17 protein-coding genes are annotated in these 21042 nt (G+C 46.0%); 4 read left to right on the top strand and 13 right to left on the bottom strand.

The window, feature by feature from the left end; all coding sequences use genetic code 11:
- The first annotated feature begins 77 nt into the window (after nucleotides 1-77).
- Nucleotides 78-569 carry a MarR family winged helix-turn-helix transcriptional regulator gene (locus VPNCDNU1_RS26745; RefSeq protein ID WP_104403202.1) on the top strand — a complete coding sequence of 164 codons (492 nt, stop codon included), beginning with the start codon at nucleotides 78-80 and terminating at the stop codon, nucleotides 567-569.
- Nucleotides 570-716: 147 nt separating this feature from the next.
- Here VPNCDNU1_RS26745 and VPNCDNU1_RS26740 read toward each other — a convergent pair whose 3' ends face one another.
- The 7 genes from VPNCDNU1_RS26740 to VPNCDNU1_RS26710 all read right to left on the bottom strand — a co-directional run bounded on the left by VPNCDNU1_RS26740 (nucleotide 717) and on the right by VPNCDNU1_RS26710 (nucleotide 9926).
- Nucleotides 717-1250, bottom strand: a complete 534-nt coding sequence (locus tag VPNCDNU1_RS26740; protein ID WP_104403201.1) for a hypothetical protein — start codon at nucleotides 1248-1250, stop codon at nucleotides 717-719.
- A 3-nt stretch (nucleotides 1251-1253) separates the two neighbouring features.
- The gene (locus VPNCDNU1_RS26735) at nucleotides 1254-4106 is read right to left on the bottom strand and encodes a lamin tail domain-containing protein (RefSeq protein WP_104403200.1); all 2853 of its coding nucleotides are present in this window, start codon (nucleotides 4104-4106) and stop codon (nucleotides 1254-1256) included.
- Between the two features lie 233 nt (nucleotides 4107-4339).
- Nucleotides 4340-5194 (bottom strand): hypothetical protein, encoded by an 855-nt coding sequence (locus tag VPNCDNU1_RS26730; RefSeq protein ID WP_104403199.1) that lies wholly within the window; start codon nucleotides 5192-5194, stop codon nucleotides 4340-4342.
- Nucleotides 5195-5430: 236 nt separating this feature from the next.
- Nucleotides 5431-6996 carry a gamma-glutamyltransferase family protein gene (locus VPNCDNU1_RS26725; RefSeq protein WP_104403198.1) on the bottom strand — a complete coding sequence of 522 codons (1566 nt, stop codon included), beginning with the start codon at nucleotides 6994-6996 and terminating at the stop codon, nucleotides 5431-5433.
- Nucleotides 6980-8479, bottom strand: coding sequence for a tripartite tricarboxylate transporter permease (locus VPNCDNU1_RS26720; RefSeq protein ID WP_104403197.1), 1500 nt, complete (start codon nucleotides 8477-8479; stop codon nucleotides 6980-6982). The genes VPNCDNU1_RS26725 and VPNCDNU1_RS26720 overlap by 17 nt, the downstream gene beginning before the upstream one ends.
- Nucleotide 8480: 1 nt before the next feature.
- Nucleotides 8481-8966, bottom strand: a complete 486-nt coding sequence (locus VPNCDNU1_RS26715) for a tripartite tricarboxylate transporter TctB family protein (RefSeq protein ID WP_104403196.1) — start codon at nucleotides 8964-8966, stop codon at nucleotides 8481-8483.
- On the bottom strand, nucleotides 8967-9926 hold the full coding sequence (locus tag VPNCDNU1_RS26710) for a tripartite tricarboxylate transporter substrate binding protein (protein ID WP_237324231.1): 960 nt from the start codon (nucleotides 9924-9926) through the stop codon (nucleotides 8967-8969).
- A 123-nt stretch (nucleotides 9927-10049) separates the two neighbouring features.
- Between VPNCDNU1_RS26710 and VPNCDNU1_RS26705 the strand changes: the two genes are divergently transcribed.
- The gene (locus tag VPNCDNU1_RS26705; RefSeq protein WP_104403194.1) at nucleotides 10050-10844 is read left to right on the top strand and encodes an IclR family transcriptional regulator; all 795 of its coding nucleotides are present in this window, start codon (nucleotides 10050-10052) and stop codon (nucleotides 10842-10844) included.
- 55 nt (nucleotides 10845-10899) lie between these two features.
- Here VPNCDNU1_RS26705 and VPNCDNU1_RS26700 read toward each other — a convergent pair whose 3' ends face one another.
- The 6 genes from VPNCDNU1_RS26700 to xsc all read right to left on the bottom strand — a co-directional run bounded on the left by VPNCDNU1_RS26700 (nucleotide 10900) and on the right by xsc (nucleotide 18054).
- Nucleotides 10900-12243 (bottom strand): TRAP transporter large permease, encoded by a 1344-nt coding sequence (locus tag VPNCDNU1_RS26700; RefSeq protein ID WP_104403193.1) that lies wholly within the window; start codon nucleotides 12241-12243, stop codon nucleotides 10900-10902.
- Between the two features lie 14 nt (nucleotides 12244-12257).
- A complete protein-coding gene (locus VPNCDNU1_RS26695) occupies nucleotides 12258-12830 on the bottom strand; it encodes a TRAP transporter small permease (RefSeq protein ID WP_104403192.1) in 573 nt (190 codons plus the stop codon).
- 145 nt (nucleotides 12831-12975) lie between these two features.
- Entirely contained in the window at nucleotides 12976-13974 is a 999-nt protein-coding gene (locus tag VPNCDNU1_RS26690) for a TRAP transporter substrate-binding protein (RefSeq protein WP_101110386.1), read from the bottom strand.
- A gap of 152 nt (nucleotides 13975-14126) precedes the next feature.
- On the bottom strand, nucleotides 14127-15569 hold the full coding sequence (locus tag VPNCDNU1_RS26685; RefSeq protein ID WP_104403221.1) for an NAD(P)/FAD-dependent oxidoreductase: 1443 nt from the start codon (nucleotides 15567-15569) through the stop codon (nucleotides 14127-14129).
- 30 nt (nucleotides 15570-15599) lie between these two features.
- On the bottom strand, nucleotides 15600-16007 hold the full coding sequence (locus VPNCDNU1_RS26680) for a nuclear transport factor 2 family protein (RefSeq protein ID WP_104403191.1): 408 nt from the start codon (nucleotides 16005-16007) through the stop codon (nucleotides 15600-15602).
- Between the two features lie 238 nt (nucleotides 16008-16245).
- The gene (xsc, locus tag VPNCDNU1_RS26675) at nucleotides 16246-18054 is read right to left on the bottom strand and encodes a sulfoacetaldehyde acetyltransferase (RefSeq protein ID WP_101110382.1); all 1809 of its coding nucleotides are present in this window, start codon (nucleotides 18052-18054) and stop codon (nucleotides 16246-16248) included.
- Nucleotides 18055-18285: 231 nt separating this feature from the next.
- Between xsc and VPNCDNU1_RS26670 the strand changes: the two genes are divergently transcribed.
- Nucleotides 18286-19284, top strand: coding sequence for an AAA family ATPase (locus VPNCDNU1_RS26670; RefSeq protein ID WP_104403190.1), 999 nt, complete (start codon nucleotides 18286-18288; stop codon nucleotides 19282-19284).
- Nucleotides 19277-21019 carry a cobaltochelatase CobT-related protein gene (locus tag VPNCDNU1_RS26665; protein ID WP_104403189.1) on the top strand — a complete coding sequence of 581 codons (1743 nt, stop codon included), beginning with the start codon at nucleotides 19277-19279 and terminating at the stop codon, nucleotides 21017-21019. Before VPNCDNU1_RS26670 ends, VPNCDNU1_RS26665 begins: the two co-directional genes overlap by 8 nt.
- The last annotated feature ends 23 nt before the right edge of the window (nucleotides 21020-21042 follow it).

Here is a 21042-nt window from a genome sequence, read left to right as displayed (position 1 = left end):
GAGAGGTAAGAATTGCCAGCCCTCTTTGATTCTATTAAAGTAATTTCTAATTAAGATTCTTAACTTAAAGTAAAGCAATGGATAAAGTGGATACCATCTTGCGTCAGTGGCAAGAACAACGACCCGATCTTGACACCTCATCAATGGCCATTTTGGGCAGAATTGGGCAGCTGCGCGGTCATATTGCGCCAAAGCTGAATAAAACGTTCGCCGAATTTGGGCTCAACTCTGGCGAGTTCGATGTGTTGATGACATTGAGACGGTCAGGGGAGCCTTACACGCTTTGCCCCCATAATTTGTTGCAATCGATGATGCTAACGTCGGGAGCCATGACCAATCGTATCGACAAGCTAGAGAGTAAAAACTTAGTGGTTCGAAGCGCTGATCCAAATGACAGAAGAGGCGTTCAAGTGTCGCTCACGGAAGAAGGGTTAAAGCTGGCGAATACCGCGTTGGAAGCACATGTTAACAACAGTGAATCGCTGCTAACATCCCTTAACAAAGATGAAAGAGAAGCGCTGTCTGCATTGTTGAGCAAACTACTTTCAGCGCAAGAGCAGTCGGAATAATATCTGTTCGTTTAAAAAAGCAAAATGAAACAAGGCGACCCTTAAGTGGTCGCCTTGATGTTTTTAAGGTGAAAGCTGTTTTTAAGGTGAGATCTACGTTTAGGCTACAAGCTTCTTTGGTATTTACCGCTGTTTTGAAGCATGAAGCTAAAGTTTCGAAACGTTTAGCTGGAAGTCGACAGAAAACTCCGGCTGTTCATTTGACAGATGATTGGGCACTTCTTTTGGCCGGTACACATCGGTAAACCTAAATGAAAGTTGGTGATTCAAATGATTGAACACCTGCTTCTGATCCGTTGTTATCAAAGTATCGTTTTCATTATCTATGGAGATAAAAACTTCCCCATCAATGAGTTTGAAACTGAGCGTGACGGAGTTTTCTGCAAGAGCAATATCAAACGTGTGTCGGATGTTTTTGGCGGTTAAGAATTGAAGACCATTTGCGTCAACGTAGCGGTCGAATATTTCAGGCCCATCCGGCTGATGTTTAATCTGGGATTCTTTTCGGCATTTCAAACACCGAGGAATGGCATCTTCCTCGTTCCAATCGTCGACAAATTTTTGATTGAAATGCAATACACCATTAAGAACTGAAAACTGATTATTTGTTTGTTCGGTTTCTGCCTGAGAGCAAGCGGTTAACCAACCAACTAAGCATAGGGTCATCATAATTTTATGCATCAGTTATTGACTCCTCGCTTGTTCTAAACGTTCAAAAAATGCTGCTGATGGTGTCTCTTCTATAATGTATTCCTGCTGGTCATTGGACAGGTAATCTTGCTGCTGGTTTGGCATATTACTGCTGTATGACGAGCGCGAATCGCCTGTATTGCCGCTTGGTGTGCTTTGGAATTTTAAGCTCACAGCCGCCCAATCGTTAAAGTCGTTCAACACCGTTTTACCGTTGTTTTGGTTGGATGCACTGGTATTGGTTAAGTCCAATGAAAGCGCAGTGTCGTTCGTATCACCATCGCAATTAAAATCCACTCTATCGGTAACGCTTCTACCTAAACCTTTTGTTTCATCTAAGCTGTTTTCATCTAGAGGTGAACCAGAGCCATCGGAATAATCGATTTTGAAATTGTCATGCGCTCCAAAGGGACCATTGATAAGATCACTTGCTCTTGTGGCATAACCTTGTGGAGTCGTTCTACACTTAGAATTCGCTAGTTCATTATCGTAATTGCGTAAGTAGTATCTATCTCCCTCGTTTTGCCCTAGTACGGAAAGGCCATCAAGTTGGTACATGTAATTCATGATGCTGTAATAGTTGGGCTTGAAGTTAAGGTTTTCATTACCACCATGTCGTAGCCCGAGGTTGTGCCCAAACTCGTGCATAATAGTACTGGCTTGATAATTGATGAGCTCGTTTTTGGCACTAGGATAACGACTATTGAGTTTCCATTTTCCAAGCGTGATCAGTGAATCATTTCCGTTGATTTCAGCGATACCTGAAGAACCAGCGGCTCCATTGGCTTGTTGGCTATTGGCAAACAGCATGTAATAGAAAACTAAGCGGCGGCGAACATCCATATGTTCTATCTTGTAGCTTTGAAGGGTAGTGGGATTATAGTATCTGCTTATACCAATACTGGCTGAGTAAGGTACTTCGTTGCCTCCGCCCAAATTATGATCCTGCCCATGAAGCGCACCGGTATCGAAGTGCAACGAGTAACCTTGGTTTTGAAAGGCGAATTTCACTTTATCAAGCGCTTCTTTTCTCGGGATAATACCTTCATCTGCAATCTGGCGATTGTTATTGGTTGCGTCCATGTAATCAATTTCAATGAAGATATCGGTTTGCCCTTCTCTGGCTCCCCAGTTGTACATGTTCATACCCGCGTAAGTGCTATCTGGACGCTCTGCACAGTCAGGAATATTGTCGTTATCACTATCGGCTGTACAGTTGTTTACATCGTTCTTTCCACCTGGTGTTGGAAAGGTAATGACAGTCCAATCTTCCGCTTTGTTGGTGTCTGAGTGGTTTTCAGCACGAGCCAGACTCTTGCCAAGAGTTCGTGGTAAACGTTCAATCGTTGATGTTCCTATCCAGCTTTTGCTGGAAGTTGGTGATGTGTAGTTACCACCAAATCGGACAAAATCCGCAGTTTTTTGTGATGCTATTTGGACAAGTTCGATAAAGCCGTTCTCTGTCCAATAAGGGACATGTGAATTTGCAGTTAACGTGATCACTTGGCTGGAGCTGCCAGTCTCTGCATAATCGTATTCCACATCACGCGCCTGTAACAGGATATAGGCACCCGCTTTGAGTGTTTGTTGTGGCAAGGTAAACGTATGGCTACTTAATACTGAGCCGCTAGAAGTTCGCGCTCCGGATTTCAACGAATAATCACTTAACTCTATATCTTTGGAGCCAGTATTGTAAATTTCGATCCAACGCCGATCGTCAGTGTACTGTGACGTTGAAATTTCGTTGATAACAAGTGTTCTGATGACTGAGTGATTAGGATCATTCGGGTAATAGTCGGAATTGTCTCCAACGCCATCCCCATCGCTGTCCTTTTGTTCGTTTGGATTGTCAGGGAACGCATCTGCATTATCGCCAACGCCATCCCCATCCGAATCTTTCGATTCAGCAGCATCATTTGGGAAGGCATCACTGTTATCGCCTACTTTATCGCCATCGGTATCAGCGTATTCTTTAGCGTCGGTAGGGAACAAATCTGCACCAACAGGCCATGCTCCGTGAGTATTTGGGTTCCAATTGGCTGCAGACAATAAGTTGCCTTGCGAATCGGTATGATCCCAATAGCCATCATTGTCCCTGTCATTTCGAATCACCGCCGTAACCGTTCCATTCTGGCTGGTTAACTGAACGGTCTTGCTTTCAAAATCAGTCGTTGAGTTGCTTTTCTCTGTTTTAATCAGGGTTCCAATCGCTTTGATTTTCGATTCAATACTACTGTCTGACGATTGTTGTCTAGCATTGGCGGCGGACTGATTTTCTGGCATTAACGATGTTTGCACCAAAACGCGAGCCGCAAACGCGACATCTGAGAGGTTTTGGGATTTATAGTCTTTCAGTAAATCGTCCAACTCGATTTGCAAGTCGGTCGCAACTTCTTGCTTGGCGGTTTCAATCGCAACACCGCGATCCATTTTTTGTTTAAGCAGTGTGGTTATTGGGGTAACGATAAGCTCCCCTGCAGGTGCACTAAGAAGGAAGTTTCGAGTCACCGGGGCGAGGTTATCTTCATCTATTGTTGTGCCTTTTATAGCTTGTACAACGACAGAGTAGGAAGAAGGGGAGGTAATATTTGAAACATCTAACGTTGCTTTACCATTCAGCCCAGTTGTTGCAGTCGGCTCATTGGTATCGTGCGAGAAGTTATTGTTGAGATCGAGCCACACCCTAGCATTTCTCAAATACCCATCAATCGCGGTAACGTTCAGTTTGCTGGTGGTACTCCCTGCTGGTCCTGTTTGTCCATTTGCTGAGCCTTCACTGCCACCGCCACATCCTACGAGCGCAACCGTCAGAGAAAGCGCGCTGAGTTTTAGATATTTTCTAGCCATGATTTCCTGTTTAACTTCCCCGTTATAACCTTGTTTTGATATTACTATGATTTTTGTTAATGAGGTGTAAGTATTGGTAACTGTGAGTGGTGATCTCATTATAAATATTTATAGCGTGAATGCGTGAGCTTATACACTAAGAATTACAGTGTGAAGTGATTGGGCTTAACAAGGGAAAAAGACCTCAATGTGAGGTCTTTAAAATCGATAAATATTTGATAATACCTGCCAAATTATAGTGGTTGGCACCTTGGGCAGTTAGGTGGTGGAGTCGGTGTGCCCGGAACGTGGACATAGCCTAGCGATAAGCTGTCGGAGTATTTACCATCAGATAAGCTGATCGAAACGCTATTGATACCGGCATTCGCTGGGACAACGCTGATCACTTTTGAGCCGTTTAGGCTACTTAAGTTGTAGGATTTAGATGCCGTACGACCATAAAGATCGTCACGTACACGAATGGTCAGACGCGCATTTACGCTTGGGTCTTTCGCAGCCGTTGAAAATTTATCGACAAGGTATTGAACGCTTGCATTGACACGGCCAGAGGATTGATACGCATCACCGCTGATGATCCTCGGTTTCTTCTGTACCCAAACCCCTTCGGCAGAACACATTCCGCTGGCTCTGTTTATCCAAACTAAACCGTATCCATACGTTTTAGAGAACTTCATGTTGTGGTATGAGTTTGCATCCCAGTTGGATTTATCTTTCCCGACGTAGCCAAATTCTGAGTTGTTAAAACGCACATACGCCAAGCGATCAAACAGATTGCCTTTTGCTCGGAATACTTCGTTTTGGGCGACGTGTTTTGGCACTTCTACGCGCAAGTAGTCGAACGAGTTAAACAAGTTAACCAGTGCTTCAAAAAAGTCCTGATACTCTTGCTGGTTCTCTTGGTAGTCCGGGTCTTGATAGATATCGTAGCCGTTGTCTACTGCTTGTTGTACGTCTTCAGATTTAAAGTCATAAGATTTAACTCGCCCGTATTCACAACCTGGCGGAAGATCTAACGTTTTTGCCTGAGATGTCAGTGAGGTGGATGCAAGCGCAATAGCTGTAATAGGGAGGATATACTTATTTTTCATTAACTTATTCCTTGTTAACTTTCTAGCCAAAAGCAAAAGTGAAGAAACTTCACATGATGCGTTCGCATACAGATTTAACTGAGGAAGGAGCTGAATGATAGAGCAATCAAGCGAGCTAGGTTTGCAAATGAGAGCACTTCTTACTTAATCGGCAGAGGCTCTCATTCGCTTTCACTCCATATTCATAAATGTTCACAAAATAAACAGTGTTGGTGACTGTTTTATTGAGAAATCAGCTACTGAGTGGCGCAATCTGCCCACGGAGAGCTAATTTCCGTTATACCGAAATTGCCTGCGCGCGTGCTTTCTATGATCGAAGGGCACGCAAATGTATAGGGGTAAACGGATCTCTTAACAGCTTCAGAGCGATCAATCACGCCTTCAAGTTCTGCCAAGATGTCTTTTCCTAGTGCTTCATCGACATAGGTTTTGTCTGGTTGACTGGTATCTATTCTGGGGGCGTGCATTGCTTGATGGGCGTTCATGTTGTAATCCATAACAAAACTGGACAGCTGAGCAACAGCGGGCATGATTTTTCTCCCTCCTGATGCACCTATCGCGAATGATGTACCATCTTTTCGAGCGATGAGTACTGGGCACATATTGGACAAGCATTTTTTGTTGGGAGCAAGTGAGTTGGGTTTCCCAGGCTCAGGATCAAACCACATAATCCCATTGTTCGGGATGATTCCCGAAGTTGGGAGCATGATTCTCGAACCAAAAATAGAGACTAATGTTTGGGTCACTGAAACCAAAGTGCCTTCGCTGTCGATGACATTAAAGTGTGTGGTGCAACTCGGCATCCCCTCACTTTCGATATCTCCCATTTCGACCAATCGCTCTTGATAAGACTTTCTAAAAACCTGATCAAACGCTGAGTAGGCTTTGGCATTTAAAGACTGACCTGGCTGTAAGGCTCTTTCTAATAAATTAAACGCCCGCTTGAGTGTCGGTCCTGCAGTCATATCCGGTGTGATGTACACATGATTGCCGCGATAGGGAAATCGGGTTGCATCTTTGAGCTGTGCTCGATAGCTCTTAAAGTCATTAAGGGTATGATGACCGCCCAATCTGTTTAAATCCGCAACGATGGATTGGGCAAGCGCCCCTTGATAGAATTCAGCACTACCATTCTTAGCAATTGATTCTAAAGAGCATGCCAGCTTTTCTAAATGGCAGATATTTTGTGTCGATACATTCCAAGGTGAGGATTTAGGAAAACCCGAATCGTCAAAAAAGGTGTCTTGCATGGTTTGACACGCCGACAAGTCGGCGGCAGCGCCAGATAAAATCAATTGGCAATACCAATCCACGGATAACCCCTTCTTGGCCAAAGAGATAGCGGGTTGGATAAGTGAGGACCAGTCAAGTGTCCCGAAACACTCATGTGCCAACCCCATACCTGCGACACAACCGGGTATGGCCACAGCCTTTGCGCCCTTGATGTTGTGGTCGTTCTTAACCCGTGGCCAATTGAAAAGATCCCCGCCTCTTTCAGACGTGAGTGGGTAGTCGGTGAGGTTAAGATTAGCGGGAGATCGCATACCAAAGTCAATGACCTGCGCGTTATGCTCACCTTTTTTTAACACCATCATATACCCACCGCCGCCAATACCACTCATCCAGGGCTCAGCCGCACCTAGCGCAAAAGACGTGGCAATTGCAGCATCTACCGCGTTTCCACCACGATTCAAAATATCGACACCAACGTGTGAAGCAAGCTTGTTTTGAGAAGTGACCATGCCCTTTTTGGAATGTAAGGTGTTTTTAGACAGCTTTAAGCTATTACTTATCTGATCCACTGTGTGAAGTCCTTTTACTTTGAATGGTGCGATAACCAATTAAGGTGATGGAAGCTGCCGTTAATACGAGGAATAAGACAGAAATAGGGGTCGAGAAAAATATCGACCAGTCGCCCGATGAGATAGTCAGTGCCTGACGTGCTGAGCTTTCTCCTATTGGCTCTAAAACAAAGCCGATCATCATAGGCGCGAGAGGAAAATCAAATTTTCTCATTATGTATCCGAGTAAGCCAAAGAACAGCATGACCCAGAGATCGGTGACACTGGAATTGAAGCCATAGACACCCAAAACACAGAGAATGGCGATCATAGGGTACAAGATCGACGGGCTGATTCTGGTGATATGCGAGAACAACCGAATAGCTAGAACACCCAACACTGGCAGCATCAGGGCGGCGGTCAGCAATGCGATAAATATGGCGTAAACCAAGTCGATACTGTCCGTAAATAACATCGGTCCTGGTGCCAATCCATGAATCAAAAATGCACCCAGTAGAACGGCTGTCGTAACATCTCCTGGTACACCAAGAGCCATAAGAGGAATAAGAGCACCTCCGCAAGTGGCATTATTTGCCGATTCGCATGCCGCGACGCCTTCTAGCGACCCCTTTCCAAACTCTTCAGGCTGCTTGGCGTTTCTTTTTGCTTCAGAGTAGGAGAGGAATGCTGCTGGCGTTGCACCAAGACCGGGGATCGCTCCTAATACAGTACCAATGATGGAGCCGCGAAAAATGGTGGGAAATAGGGCGCGAATTTGCTGCCATGTCACCCTAACTCTATTAGCTAATGGGGCGTTTGACCTCTTTTTGCCTATGTCTTCCGAGCGGACCAGTAATTCAGACACGGCGAATAAACCGATTAGCATTGCCATGATGGATATACCATTCATCAAGTTTACGGAGCCAAAGGTAAATCGCGGTGTGGCATGAATGGGATCCAGCCCAACGGTACCAAACAAAAAGCCTAAGGATGCGGCAATAAGACCTTTTATTAATGAATTACCGGAAACGCTGGCGACAATACTCAAAGAAAATAGGACTAACGTGGCGAATTCAGCAGGGCCAAAATTCGTCGCAAATTTAGCGAGAAAGACCGCACCAAAGATCAATACGACGGTGGAAATTACGTCACCAATTACGGACGACCATAATGCAACTCCCATCGCTTCTGAACCTCGCCCTTTTTGGGTGAGGGGAAAACCATCCATAACCGTGGCGGCTGCGGCCGGAGTACCCGGTGTATTGATCAAAATTGCAGGTATACACCCACTGTAGAGTGAGCCCTTATAGGCCCCTAATAAAATGCAGAAAGCAGTAATGGTATCCAGGTTGTAGGTTAATGGAATCACCAACGCGATACCCATGGTGGCTGTCAGACCCGGAACCGCGCCCATGAATATGCCAAATGCAACGCCGATAAAGATCGCCAATAGGTTTTGAAACTCGAATACAACAACGATGGCAGAGAAAATATCTGTGATCATTTTATCCCCCCAAATATAAGTTCAACCCATACACAAACATCACATAAAGCGAGATGCTGCTCACTGCGGTTGTCGTCAGTACTATGAGTGGGCTTCGGTTTCCGTAAATCAGCATCAATGCGGCGATGAGTACAGGTGCAGAAACGAAATAGCCAACCTTTTCAAATAAGAAAATAAATGTTGCTAAGCTAACGAGCACAAACAAAGGCAGTAGGCTGAATGTGCTTTTCACTTCTGAGTTTGTAGAGCTTCGGCGGCGAATGGATCTAACAAACAGGGTCAGCCCCCCAAGACCAGTTGCGATGCAAGCCGCGTAAGGGAAAAGCCGAGGAGACAATCCTCCGCTAGATTCGACGATTTGTGTTGGGATTAAATAAACCATCAGCGCAACAGAAAACCCAACAAGCGCACATGATGCAATCATATTTTTACGTTCAGTCATTTTTATAGAGGCGAGCTGGTACTGAGCAAGCTCGCCAATCTCCATTTATTTTCCAAGACCTGCTTGTTGAATGATGGCGCCCTGAATTTCAAATTCCTGCTCTACCTTAGAGCGAAAATCTTTCGGACCGAGGTAGCTAGTTTGCATTGCCAGACGTTGGATAATTTCTTCCATATCTTTAGAGCCACTGGCTTTTAGTATCGATAGACTGAGCTTTTCAACGATGTCTTGAGGGATGCCCTTTGGTCCAGCGATACCCAAAATAGAGGGCGCGCTGATTGGATAACCAAGATCTAACAGCGTTGGAACGTCTGGGAATTGCTTCATTTTTTTGTCGGTGATGATGGCAAGAAGCTTAAATTCTCCCGACTGAACTTGGGGTAGCCACTCAGTAGCGCCAACCATAAAGTCGACATGTTTACCAAGTAATGCTGTGACCGATGCCGCCCCACCTTTAAAAGGTACGGCTTTCCATTCTAACGATTCGCGATTTGCCAACCTTTCCATTGTCAGGTGTTGCGGGGTACCCGATCCGGCAACGGCGTAGCTGAGCTTTCCTGGGTGTTTTTTGGCGTAATCGATGAGTTGAGGCAGTGAGTCGTATGGCGCATCCGCGGGTACAACAATCCCCAAATTCCATTGAGCAAATTGTGCGATCAATGTGAAGTCGTTCAATGGATCATAGGGCAGTGTTTGCATGTGAGGGGACAGCACAGCAGCCCCAGTTGTGAAAGTGAATAGTGCGTAGCCATTGGGACGAGCGCCCTTAGCCAGTGATGCAGCAACCGCACCGCCGCCACCAGGTTTGTTCACGACAACCACCTTTTTACCGAGATCGTCTTCTAACAGTTTAGCGAGCACGCGTGCTGTCGAGTCCGTTGTTCCACCCGCACCGTAGCCCACCGTAAGTTGGATATTGCGTTTTGGCCAGTTGTTTGCCGAGCTATGAACACTCCAAACGGTTAACCATATTAAAGTTAAAATCGAAAAAATCCTTTTCATCATAAGTTCCTTTTTGTATTGCATTGTAATACATGTTACTGTATTGTGATATTTAGTTTCGATCTTGTTAATAATGTTGTCAAGTGTAAAAATTGAGCAATGCAATATTTTGAGGATAGATGAGCAATGGAAAGCATGAGCGAAGAGCGCAAAAATAACGCACTTTATGTTGGGGCAGTAGAGAAAGCGTTTGTTGTTTTAGAGAGCTTCATTGGTAATGCAGAGAGCCTTTCTCTCACAGAAATTGTTAAGCTTACTGGGATGACAAAAAGCGCGGCTCAGCGCTACATATATACGTTGGAAACGTTAGGGTATTTAGTGAAAGATCCGGACTCGAAGCGGTACAAAATCGCGATGCGATCTTTATTTCCGGCAAGCCAATTTTTAAGCTCCGATCCTCTGATTAATGCTGCCTATCCCCATATTGTGCAGCTTAGGCAGCAAGTGGACGCGCGGATTGGATTAAGTGTGCCTTTTCAAGACGATATAGCCTATTTGATTCCTTTACAGAGCAATAAAGAAGCTTATCAAAACGACTTTCCCGGATTTAGGCTCCCACTGTTTTGCACAACATCAGGGCGACTGTTCCTATCTTCCAAAACTTCAGAAGCGGTCCAACATTACCTTGAGAATTCAAACCTGAAAAAGGTGACGCCTTACACTCAAACGGATCCCAATGAAATTATTCAAGAAGTCAACACAGCGCGAGAGCAAGGTTTCTGCATCACTCATCAAGAAGTGAGACAAGGGAACTTGAATTTAAGCGTGCCTATCTACGATAGCCATCACCAAGTTAAAGCCTGCCTAGTTGCGGTGGTTCAAACACCTTCTTGGGATGAAGAGCGCTTAAAGCAAGACTTACTGCCACTGATGAGAGACGTCGCTGCTCGTATAAACCCGAATAATCGGTTGGGGCTGTAAGGGGGAAACCAGCCAAGCGCAAAGCAGTTTGGCTGTCGTTAACGCTAAGTTCCAATCAAGGGAACCCAACTAACTTAGGCAGATACAGCGACAAACTCGGGAAGAAGGCGATGATGAATACCGCGATCACCGAGGTAATCACAAACGGATGAATTCTCGCTGTTATCTGTTCAACCGTTGAGCCACCAATCCCCGATGCGACAAAGATGTTTTCCCCAAGGGGCGGGGTGGCAAAACCAATCGACAATACACACACGACTACAATGCCGACGTGAGTTGGATCGGCACCCAGCATGTACATGATCGGCAGCAGTACCGGCACAATGATCATGATGGCAGCTAAGGTTTCCATGAACATACCAATGAAGATGAGTAAGCTGATGGTTAGCGCCCATACCAGATACATGTTGTCGGTTAGGCTAAGCAGAGAATCAGCGACGACTACTGGAATTTTTTGTTCCACCAGAAGGCGGCCAAATACTGTTGCCGCAAACAGAATCAACAAGACACGACCTGTTATCCATGTTGTGGTAGAAAGCGATTTGATGATGCTTTGAAAGGTGAGTTCTCGGTGCAGAAACAACCCAACAAAAAGGGAGTAAAAAATCGCCACCACGGCCGATTCGGTCGGTGTGAAAATACCGCTGTAGATACCACCAAGAATAAGAAAGGGGGCCAAAATGGACCAAATACCATGCCTTGCCGCTGTTCTGATTTCTCTCGAGTCCCAATCTTCTTTCAGCCCCTTGTAGCCTCGTTTTTTGGCAATAACATAATTAGTTGCCATGAGCGACAGCGCCATAATCAAACCAGGGATCACACCTGCGACAAAGAGCTTAGGAATGGAAACCGTTGAAAAAGTACCGTGCTCGGCAATCGCTTCGGGTGGTGGCATTAACCCCATGGAAGAGATACCAAAAATCACAAGTGGGATAGACGGCGGAATGATGATCCCAAGCCCACCAGAGGCAGCAGTGACGGCGGAGGCGTAGCTTTTTTCATAGTCTCGCTTCACCATGGCTGGGATCATGAGCATACCAACCGCGGCAGTGGTAGCCGGACCTGAACCGGAGATCGCGCCAAAAAACAGGCAGGCCACCACGGTTGCCATACCTAAACCACCCGTTACAGGTCCAGCTAAACTTTCTGCTATATCGACTAGCCGTTTAGAGATGCCTGCCGCTTCCATTAATGCCCCAGCTAAAACAAACGCTGGCAGCGCCATTAGGGGGAAATTCCCAACCGAGGTAAAAGCGATTTGCACTAACGCAATCGGGTTTTTATCAAGTAGTAGGTAAGCCGCCATCGAGGCGCCCGCCAACGAGACGGTAATTGGGGCTCCCAATATCAGCAGCACTAAAAAGCCGCCAAATAGAATCAGAGTTAAATAGGCTTCCATGCTTAGGGCTCCATTTACTCAGCCTTGAAGGCTTTGTTTTTCGAAAATTTGTTTTTAAGAAAATCGTTTTTTAACGATTGTTTTTGAATCTCTTCGCTTTCCGGGTCTGTTGCTTCAATGCCAAGCACCAGTTTTTCGTAGTTATTCCATAGGATGCGAACCGACATTAAGAAGAAAGCGATGGGCAAAATAAGATAGAAATACTTCATTGGAATCCCAGTGGTTTGAGACTTCCAAAACAGGTTCATTTTGTTGAAAACAAAGTCGTAACTTAGGTATACAAAATAAAGATTGAACGCTACCCAGATAAGGTCGGCAATGGTTTCACTAACGGTTTTGACTATTGGCGGGAAGAACCGGAAATGGAAACTCACACGGTTATGCGCCGACATCTTCGCCGCAACAACGGCACCCAAATAAGCAAACCAAACGAACATGTATGTGGCCACTTCATCACCCCAAGGTATGGAATATTGGAAAGTCTGCCGCAATACAATTTGCGAAAAGAGAAGAATCACAAACGAAGCCAATAACAGGCAGCATGTGTATTCTTCAATATTGTTTAGATGTTTTCTCAATGACTTCATGACACGAGTCTCTGCGAGCTAGAATGGCATCCAACGAATAGGGTTAGATGCCATTGTGTAGGGACGAATACCGTTCTAAATAGACGTATTCTGTGTAAGGCGTTTTTATCGTTATATGCGCTCTAAACTGGCGCTGATTAATGAATTAACGACCGAGAGATTTCAATGTGTCATCCAGTTTTTCTTTGCCGCCAATGCTGGAATAAAACTTTGGCCATACTTTTTCAGTCACCTTGTTCATCCATTCTTTTTCACCGTCGGCTGGCTCTGTAATTACCATACCTTTAGCGACTAAGTCTTTGCGGATTCGGTCTTCCGACTCCAGTAAGAATTGATAGCTGTGCTCGGTTGCTTCTTTACCTGCCGCAAGTATCGCTTCTTGTATGTCTTTGGACTGCTCTTGGAATATCGATTCACTGACAATCAGCGGCTCGATCGAAAAGATGTAGCGAATATTGGTGACGTACTTCTGAACTTCATTGAATTTCATTGCGTGGACAGTGATATAAGGGTTGTCTTGACCATCGACCACGCCTTGCTGTAATCCGGTGAAGGTTTCCGACCATGCCATAGGCGTTGGGTTAATTCCCCATGCTTGATAAGCCGAAATCATGATGTCGTTCTTCGGGACTCGGATCACCAACCCTTTCAGGTCTGCCAGTGTTTTCACTGGGCGCTTGGAGTTGGTCAGAACACGAAATCCTGAATACGCCCAACCCACAATTCGAACGTTTGCGTCGCGAATGGTGTTTTTCACTAACTCATCTCCAACAGCGCCTTGAGTCAGTTTTTTGGCTTCTTCCGCACTTTGAATCAGATACGGCATGGTGAGCAAACCCACCGACGGAGAAAAAGGGGTCACGTTATTGATCGCGAGTACGGAAAAATCGAGCAAGCCGATGGCTGCGTTATTGACGGTGTCTTGTTCGTTGCCAAGCTGACCATTAGGAAACAAATCCAATTTCACACTGCCATTGGTTTTCTTTTCCATCAGTTCGCTAAATTTGGTGCCTAATTCCCATTGTGTACCACCAGCTGCATCACCCAGTGCCATTTTAAAGGTCTTGGCAGAAGTGACGGGAGCCGCGATTGCGACGGCAATCAAAGCGCTCCATGAAATGAATTTCGATTTGGTAAGTATCATTGTTTTAACCTTTCTTCCTTGTGCCTGTTATGCGTCCGTTGCTGGATGAAGATGTTTCCGCAAGACGCCCCGATTAAACGTGCGTGTTGTTCTCCTTAAGAAAATGCGTAGTGAATAAATAAGTTTGCAGTGAATCGCCAAAGAAGAGCGAGTTACAGCACTTCGTCTTTTAGGTGATACCACTTGTACAAGAACCGTTGCCCCATGCGGCGAAACGGAGAAAATGCCTCCGATTCCACCACTTCCCGAAGGTTTGGGAACGGCAATTTGGATTGAAAAATAGGGAGGTCGAGGTTTTGTCCTTCTCCTGCGATCCATTGGGCGAGCCGCTTACCTGCTTGCGCGGAGTACATCACGCCATTACCGCCATAGCCTAGTGCGTAATAAATCGATTCTTTATAGTTCGGCTGGTAAATCCTAGGCATCATGTCGTGGCTTACATCAACCCAACCCCACCATGAATAATCGACCTCTATCCCTGTTAACGCGGGGAATTTACGGTGTAAATCGTTAACAAGAAATTGCTTGTACTTCTCTTCTGATGCAGACTTGCCAGTTATCGCACTGCGCGAGCCAATTTGCACTCGGTTGTCTGGTAACAGGCGATAGTAATGACGTAAAACCCGTGTATCCGTTAAGACTTGTTTGGTTTTGAAATTACATTCATCGATTTCTGCATCAGTGAGCGGGCGAGTCACGATGGAGTTAGAGAGAATAGGCAGCAGGCGGTTTTTGAGTTCTGGGTGCAACCCTTGTGATGTGTAACCACCTGTCGCAACGCCAACAGCTTGGGTTTTTACAATGCCACCCGGTGTTTTGATGTAATGGACGTCACCTTCCGATGTCCACCCGATCACAGGGCTACTGGTGTGTACTTTCACGCCTAGACGCCGTGCTTTTTCCAAATAACCGAACGCTAATTTTCCTGCATGAATACCAATGCCTTCTGGTTCGTGCATAGCACCAGCCGCTTCTTTATCGTCAACAAAGTCGCGCTTTACCGTGGCAGCATCAAGAATTTGTGCGTCGTAATTAAAGGTATCGCGAAGCAACTTTGCTTCTTTTTCTAGTGTCGGCATGACCTTACTGCGATGCGCAATATAGAGATGACCGCCAGGTTGAGGCTCACAATCGATGTCTTGAATCAGTTCTTTGAAGGTTTCCATACCATCAAGGCATTCGCGGTGCATTTTTAGTGCGGTTTCTAACCCCCAACGCTCAATCCATTGGGAGCGCTTTAAGCGGCCACTGGCACATTGTGCTTGCCCACCGTTGCGTGTGCTGCACCCCCAACTGGCTCGGTTGGCTTCTAAGACTGTTGCTCTGATTCCATAGTGTTCCGCAAGATAAATGGCTGCGGTTAGCCCTGTATAGCCTGATCCAATAATCACGACATCCGCATCAGTATCCGACAGAATTGGCCCATCGTCTTGAGGCGGTTCGCCCGCTGTTCCTATCCAGTAAGTAGGTGCGTAGGCTTGGCCAGTACCAGGATTTTGTCGTGTGAGTGGATCGTAGCTAGGGTCGTAGGCTTGCCGGCTCTGCTCTTTTTCAGAAGGCACAGACGCAGCGCCATTCAATACGTGCGGATTCATGGAATCTGAGTTCATGTCTGCCTCCGGATATTATTTGACGTCGCCACTGACGACGGGACGATCTTTACGGAAAGCGTTCTTAACCTGAATTTTTCCATCTTTTACCGTAAACACATCCACCATACGTGCCTCAATTCGGTCGCCATCGGGTGTGGTTGCGCAAAATGTGGATTCAGTAACAGCGCGATCGCCAGAGACAAAGTGAACCGGATCTTTCCATTGAACATCTGGGAAATTTTTCCATACCACAGCGAAAGCGTCGCGAAGTACTTCTTTCCCTGAGAAGGTGTTCCCCTGTAGCTCGGCACCTGCCGCGGTGTGGAACACGCAATCGTCAGTCACGAAACTTAGTAAAGCGTCAATGTCGTGGGCATTCCAAGCATCACTAAAACCTTGAAGAGTTTGGATTGTTATTTGATCTTGATTGCTAGTGTTCATTTTCTGTTCCTTAAAAAGTGGGCAGAACAAACATGAATCGATGAGAGAAAGATCAGGGTATGAATTCAGATTCAACAGCTGTTTGTTTTGCTAGATTACAGTCTTATTATTTCAATATGCGATACATAACGTTCCATATTGAGATATAGATACCAATAATTAACAATTTTTTTACAACGTGACGGGCGTCGCCAATCCATAAACTGAGAAATGAATTGGTGACACCAGCCAGCGGCCTTTAGACGTAGTCTTTGTATTTATCTAAGTGGCGTACAGGGGTAGACAGTGCATCGCGGCGGAATGGGTCGCCTAATTCACGTGTACACATGATTTCGATGATGGTTGTCTTGCCTTCGTTCATCTGCATATCGATGGCTTTTTGCAACGTTGGACCGACATCTTCCAATTTATCGACAGTGATCCCTTCTGCACCCATTGAGCGAGCAATCTCTGCAAAACTTTGGTTGTCCAGTTCGCCAGCAACGAAGCGACGGTTGTAGAAATCCACTTGGTTTTTCTTCTCAGCACCCCATTGGCGATTATGGAAAACCACGGCAGTCACAGGAATATTGTGGCGTACGCAAGTCATGGTCTCGACTAAGCTCATGCCCCAAGCTCCATCGCCTGCGTAAGAGATCGCTGGGCGATGTGGTGCTGCTACTTTAGCCCCAATGATGGTTGGGAACGCATAACCACAGTTACCAAAACTCATGGCTGCAAAGAAGCTACGTGGTTTTTCAAAGCGAAGGTAGCTGTTGGCAATGGAGTTGATGTTACCGATGTCGGTCGACACCATGACATCTTCCGGCATGGCTTTTTCAAGCTCGCGCAGAACTTGTCTTGGGTGAAGGTATTCGCCACCAGAGAAAGGCGTTTCTTGCGCGTTTTCTTCGATCATGTCTAGGCTGAATTGGTCTTTTTCGTGCGTCCAATCGTCCAGTTCTTGTTCCCACGCTGTTTTCTCAGCCTGAATTTTCTCAAAGCGTTCTTGCTTGTTTGCATCACAAGTTAACGTGCGACCTTCTAAACGTTGAGTCAGGGCGACAGCAGCGGCTTTTGCATCACCACAAATACCCACAGAGATTTTCTTAACTAATCCCAACATTTTGTTGTCGGCATCGATCTGAATGATCTTGGCGTTGGTTGGCCAGTAATCCATGCCATGTTGTGGCAGAGTACCGAACGGACCAAGACGCGAGCCAAGTGCAATCACGACATCCGCTTGAGAGATCAGCTTCATCGCAGCTTTAGAGCCTTGATAGCCTAGCGGACCACACCATAGTTCATGGCTGGCAGGGAACGAGTCGTTGTGCAAGTAGCTGTTCACGACCGCTGCACCTAAGCGTTCTGCCAGTGCCTTACATTCTTCAATAGCATCGCCCATAACGACACCACCACCGGAAATGATCACTGGGAATTTGGCTTGAGCTAAGATGTCTGCTGCATCATTTAAGCTTTGTTCGCCACCTGCACCTCTATCGAGACGAGCGGGTTTCGGGATTTCACATTGAATATCGCCATAAAAATAATCGCGTGGGATGTTGAGTTGCGTCGGACCCATCTCACTCATTGCGCGATCAAAACAGCGACCAGTGTATTCCGCCATGCGCGAAGGGTGGGTTACGTGCCCTTGGTATTTAGTAAACTCTTGGAACATAGGAAGCTGGTTACATTCTTGGAAACCACCTAGTCCCATGGTCGTGGTGCCGGTTTCTGGTGTCACAATCACCACTGGGCTGTGTGCCCAATAGGCAGCGGCGACGGCGGTAACACAGTTACTGATCCCCGGTCCATTTTGTCCTATCACCACACCATGTTCGCCAGAAACACGTGAGTAGCCATCGGCCATGTGTGCCGCACCTTGTTCGTGAACGACTGGGATTAAACGAATGCCAGCAGGGGCAAAAATATCCATGGCATCCATAAAAGCGGAACCCATAATGCCAAACATGTCTTGTACATTGTTTGCTACCAATGTTTCTACAAACGCCTCTGAAGGCGTCATACGCGTTTTTCCTTCAACCACGTTTCTTGTGTTTTCGCTCATCGCTGTCTCCTTGACGAAATAGAATGAATTTCAAAAATTGGAACAATACATTTCGTTAACTGAAATTTAACATTACTCTAGATGTGCAATTTTTGAACGTCAATAGAAATATTTAAAATGGAATGATTTGTTCCATAAAATGATATTTATCTATCAAAAACGAGAAAGAATGGTGTTCAACTTGTGAGCGCTGCGAAAGAATAGAAACAAGTGAATGAAAAGGATTGCGTGATGGATATGAGAACAGAGCGAGTCACCACCCGCTACTCTGTTAGGGATACGTTTGGGATTGATGTGGATATGGACGTGATGGGATACCCACATCCCACGCAGGATGTGCCTGAAATTGATATGGCGTATCAATTTAATCCTGAGGTGACGTTAGCGATACTCGCAGGGTTTACTCACAACCGTCGTACGCTGATTCAAGGTCGGCATGGCACAGGGAAGTCGACTCATATAGAACAGGTTGCGGCACGATTGAATTGGCCTTGTATGCGAATAAATTTAGACGGACACCTCAGCCGTCTCGATTTAGTCGGTAAAGACGCCATTGTATTGAAAGACGGTAAACAGGTGACGGAGTTTCAAGAAGGCATTTTGCCTTGGGCGGTTCAAAAGCCAATGGCTCTAATACTGGATGAATACGACGCAGGGCGACCAGACATAATGTTTGTTATTCAGCGGCTGCTTGAAAAAGAGGGCAAGCTTGCCTTGATGGAGCAAAACCGTGTCATTACCCCACACCCGCAATTTCGACTGTTTGCGACGGCGAACACCGTAGGGCTTGGAAACGTCAACGGTTTGTACCACGGCACCCAAGTACTAAATCATGCGCAGCTCGATAGGTGGAATTTAACGGCGACGCTCAATTATTTGCCTGCTGAACAAGAGGCGCAAATTGTGTTGGCTCGCGTTCCAGAAAAAAACACACCTCAAGGAAAAACCATCGTGGATCATATGGTGCAGCTCGCCAATCTTACGCGACAGGGTTTCGAAACGGGGGATCTTTCCAGTCTTATGTCGCCGCGCACGGTGATGACTTGGGCGGAGAATTGTGAAATTTTCAAGGACTGTGAGTTGGCGTTCAAACTGACTTTTTTCAATAAGTGTGAGGAATCGGAACAAGCCCTTTTGGAAGAATACTATCAGCGTTGCTTTGGTCGGGAACTGCTGAATCAAGAATTGCCCGAACAAGAATCGCTAGGGTCGATGCGTAACGATGAATAGCGGAAAACAGGCGATTAGCCAGAAACAACGCAATCAACAAAATCGAGAACACTTATTGGCGACGTTGCGCTCACTTTCAGGGTATTCCGATATTGAACTGAAAGGGGACCGTTTGTTTCAACGCTCGCAGCCGTTGGTGACGCTTGCTCCCCATTTGCAGTTGAGGGATTTTGGAAGTGTCATGCACCTTGAACAAGAACACGCATTGGAAGATGAAAGAGCAATTCAAAGAGGACTAGTCGATGGATGGGTTGCTCATCTCACTAACACCAATCAAGTTGACTTTTTAGCAAGCCGTCCAACACACCAAATGGCTTGCTGGGTATTTGATGCGCTAGAGCAGCTTCGAGTGGAATCGTTGATTTCAAAAGAGTTTGAGGGGATGAGCGTCAACATAGAGATGCACTTTGAGCATTGGTCACGGCAATATGAAAAGGCAGGGCTGCTGGAAAGCCAAGTGGGCATATTGTTGTTTACGTTATTGCAAATGGCGCGTTCTCGAGTTCAATCCTTACCTATCCCGGAGATCATTGAAGAACAGATAGAGTCAACAAGAATGGCGTTAGCGCCGCTTATAGGAACCCCGCTTTCCAAACTAAAAAGATCAGCAAATAATCAGCTTGAATACGCTAAGTTTGCGAACGATATAGCACAAGTGATTGCGGATTTAATAGACAGCACATTAGAGGATGAAGGTGCCAATCAACCGCCTACTCGTAATCGTATTGCCTTCGATTTGTTGGTGGAAAATGATGGCGAGATTGAGTGTGAATTGCCTGTCGCCCAAGCAGGGGCGAGTACTTCTGTTGAAGGGAGAGCATTAGGGTATCAGGCTTTTACCACAGACTATGATGAAGAACGTTTTGCCGCTTCGTTGGTCAGGGCTGCATTACTTGCCGAGTTTCGGGAGGACCTTGATAAACAGTGGATGCAGTCGGGAATGTCCATTCGTAAAGTTGCGCAGAGAATGAAGGAGCGGTTTTCCACTCCATGCGAACCCCAGTACCAGTTTGGTGAGGAATCGGGTTTGATTGACGGGCGCAGGCTTAGTCAGATCGTGACGAGCCATAACGAGAAGCGTGTATTTTATACTCACCCTCAAATGTTGAAGCCAGACATGCAACTGACGATTCTCATTGATTGTTCTGGCTCGATGCGCAATTCAATTCGTTCTGTCGCACTGATGGTTGATGTCCTAGTTAGGGCAGCGCAATTATCTGGGATAAAAACGGAAGTATTGGGGTTTACCACGCGTTCATGGAATGGGGGGCGAGCGCAGCAAGATTGGTTAAAGGCGAGAAAGCCGAAGTTACCCGGGCGGCTCAATGAACTGAGGCACCTCATTTTTAAAAGCGCGTCAGACAATTGGGTGAAATCGAAACGACAGATAGCCGCGATGATGAAGCACGATTTGTTTAAAGAAGGGATTGATGGAGAGGCCATACTCTGGGCTCAGAAAAGATTATCAAACAGCGAATGCCAGAAGAAGGCGCTATTGGTGATATCCGACGGCTGTCCTATGGATACCGCAACTCAATTGGCGAACGATGATGCTTATCTCGCACGCCATCTTTCATACGCCATTGCGCAATGCGAACAAGAGGGAGCGTTAGTCACAGGTATGGGGATAGGGTTGGATTTGAGTGCATTTTACACTCACCACTTAGCCGTAGATTTAGATCAGGACACTAACACAAAGACACTCTTCAATTTGATCGACAAAATAGCGCACTGACCTCGAACCGTCCCCATATTTTA

Origin of the sequence: Vibrio penaeicida (genome assembly GCF_002933855.1) — a bacterium.
Taxonomy (GTDB): domain Bacteria; phylum Pseudomonadota; class Gammaproteobacteria; order Enterobacterales; family Vibrionaceae; genus Vibrio; species Vibrio penaeicida_A.
Note: the sequence above shows the minus strand (reverse complement) of the source record. Positions and strands in the feature narration are given on the sequence as shown.

Coding starts and splice junctions, on each gene's coding strand:
- VPNCDNU1_RS26745 (WP_104403202.1), top strand. CDS start 78: ATGGATAAAGTGGATACCATCTTGCGTCAGTGGCAAGAACAACGACCC.
- VPNCDNU1_RS26740 (WP_104403201.1), bottom strand. CDS start 1,250: ATGCATAAAATTATGATGACCCTATGCTTAGTTGGTTGGTTAACCGCT.
- VPNCDNU1_RS26735 (WP_104403200.1), bottom strand. CDS start 4,106: ATGGCTAGAAAATATCTAAAACTCAGCGCGCTTTCTCTGACGGTTGCG.
- VPNCDNU1_RS26730 (WP_104403199.1), bottom strand. CDS start 5,194: ATGAAAAATAAGTATATCCTCCCTATTACAGCTATTGCGCTTGCATCC.
- VPNCDNU1_RS26720 (WP_104403197.1), bottom strand. CDS start 8,479: ATGATCACAGATATTTTCTCTGCCATCGTTGTTGTATTCGAGTTTCAA.
- VPNCDNU1_RS26715 (WP_104403196.1), bottom strand. CDS start 8,966: ATGGAGATTGGCGAGCTTGCTCAGTACCAGCTCGCCTCTATAAAAATG.
- VPNCDNU1_RS26710 (WP_237324231.1), bottom strand. CDS start 9,926: ATGATGAAAAGGATTTTTTCGATTTTAACTTTAATATGGTTAACCGTT.
- VPNCDNU1_RS26705 (WP_104403194.1), top strand. CDS start 10,050: ATGGAAAGCATGAGCGAAGAGCGCAAAAATAACGCACTTTATGTTGGG.
- VPNCDNU1_RS26700 (WP_104403193.1), bottom strand. CDS start 12,243: ATGGAAGCCTATTTAACTCTGATTCTATTTGGCGGCTTTTTAGTGCTG.
- VPNCDNU1_RS26695 (WP_104403192.1), bottom strand. CDS start 12,830: ATGAAGTCATTGAGAAAACATCTAAACAATATTGAAGAATACACATGC.
- VPNCDNU1_RS26690 (WP_101110386.1), bottom strand. CDS start 13,974: ATGATACTTACCAAATCGAAATTCATTTCATGGAGCGCTTTGATTGCC.
- VPNCDNU1_RS26685 (WP_104403221.1), bottom strand. CDS start 15,569: ATGAATCCGCACGTATTGAATGGCGCTGCGTCTGTGCCTTCTGAAAAA.
- VPNCDNU1_RS26680 (WP_104403191.1), bottom strand. CDS start 16,007: ATGAACACTAGCAATCAAGATCAAATAACAATCCAAACTCTTCAAGGT.
- xsc (WP_101110382.1), bottom strand. CDS start 18,054: ATGAGCGAAAACACAAGAAACGTGGTTGAAGGAAAAACGCGTATGACG.
- VPNCDNU1_RS26670 (WP_104403190.1), top strand. CDS start 18,286: ATGGATATGAGAACAGAGCGAGTCACCACCCGCTACTCTGTTAGGGAT.
- VPNCDNU1_RS26665 (WP_104403189.1), top strand. CDS start 19,277: ATGAATAGCGGAAAACAGGCGATTAGCCAGAAACAACGCAATCAACAA.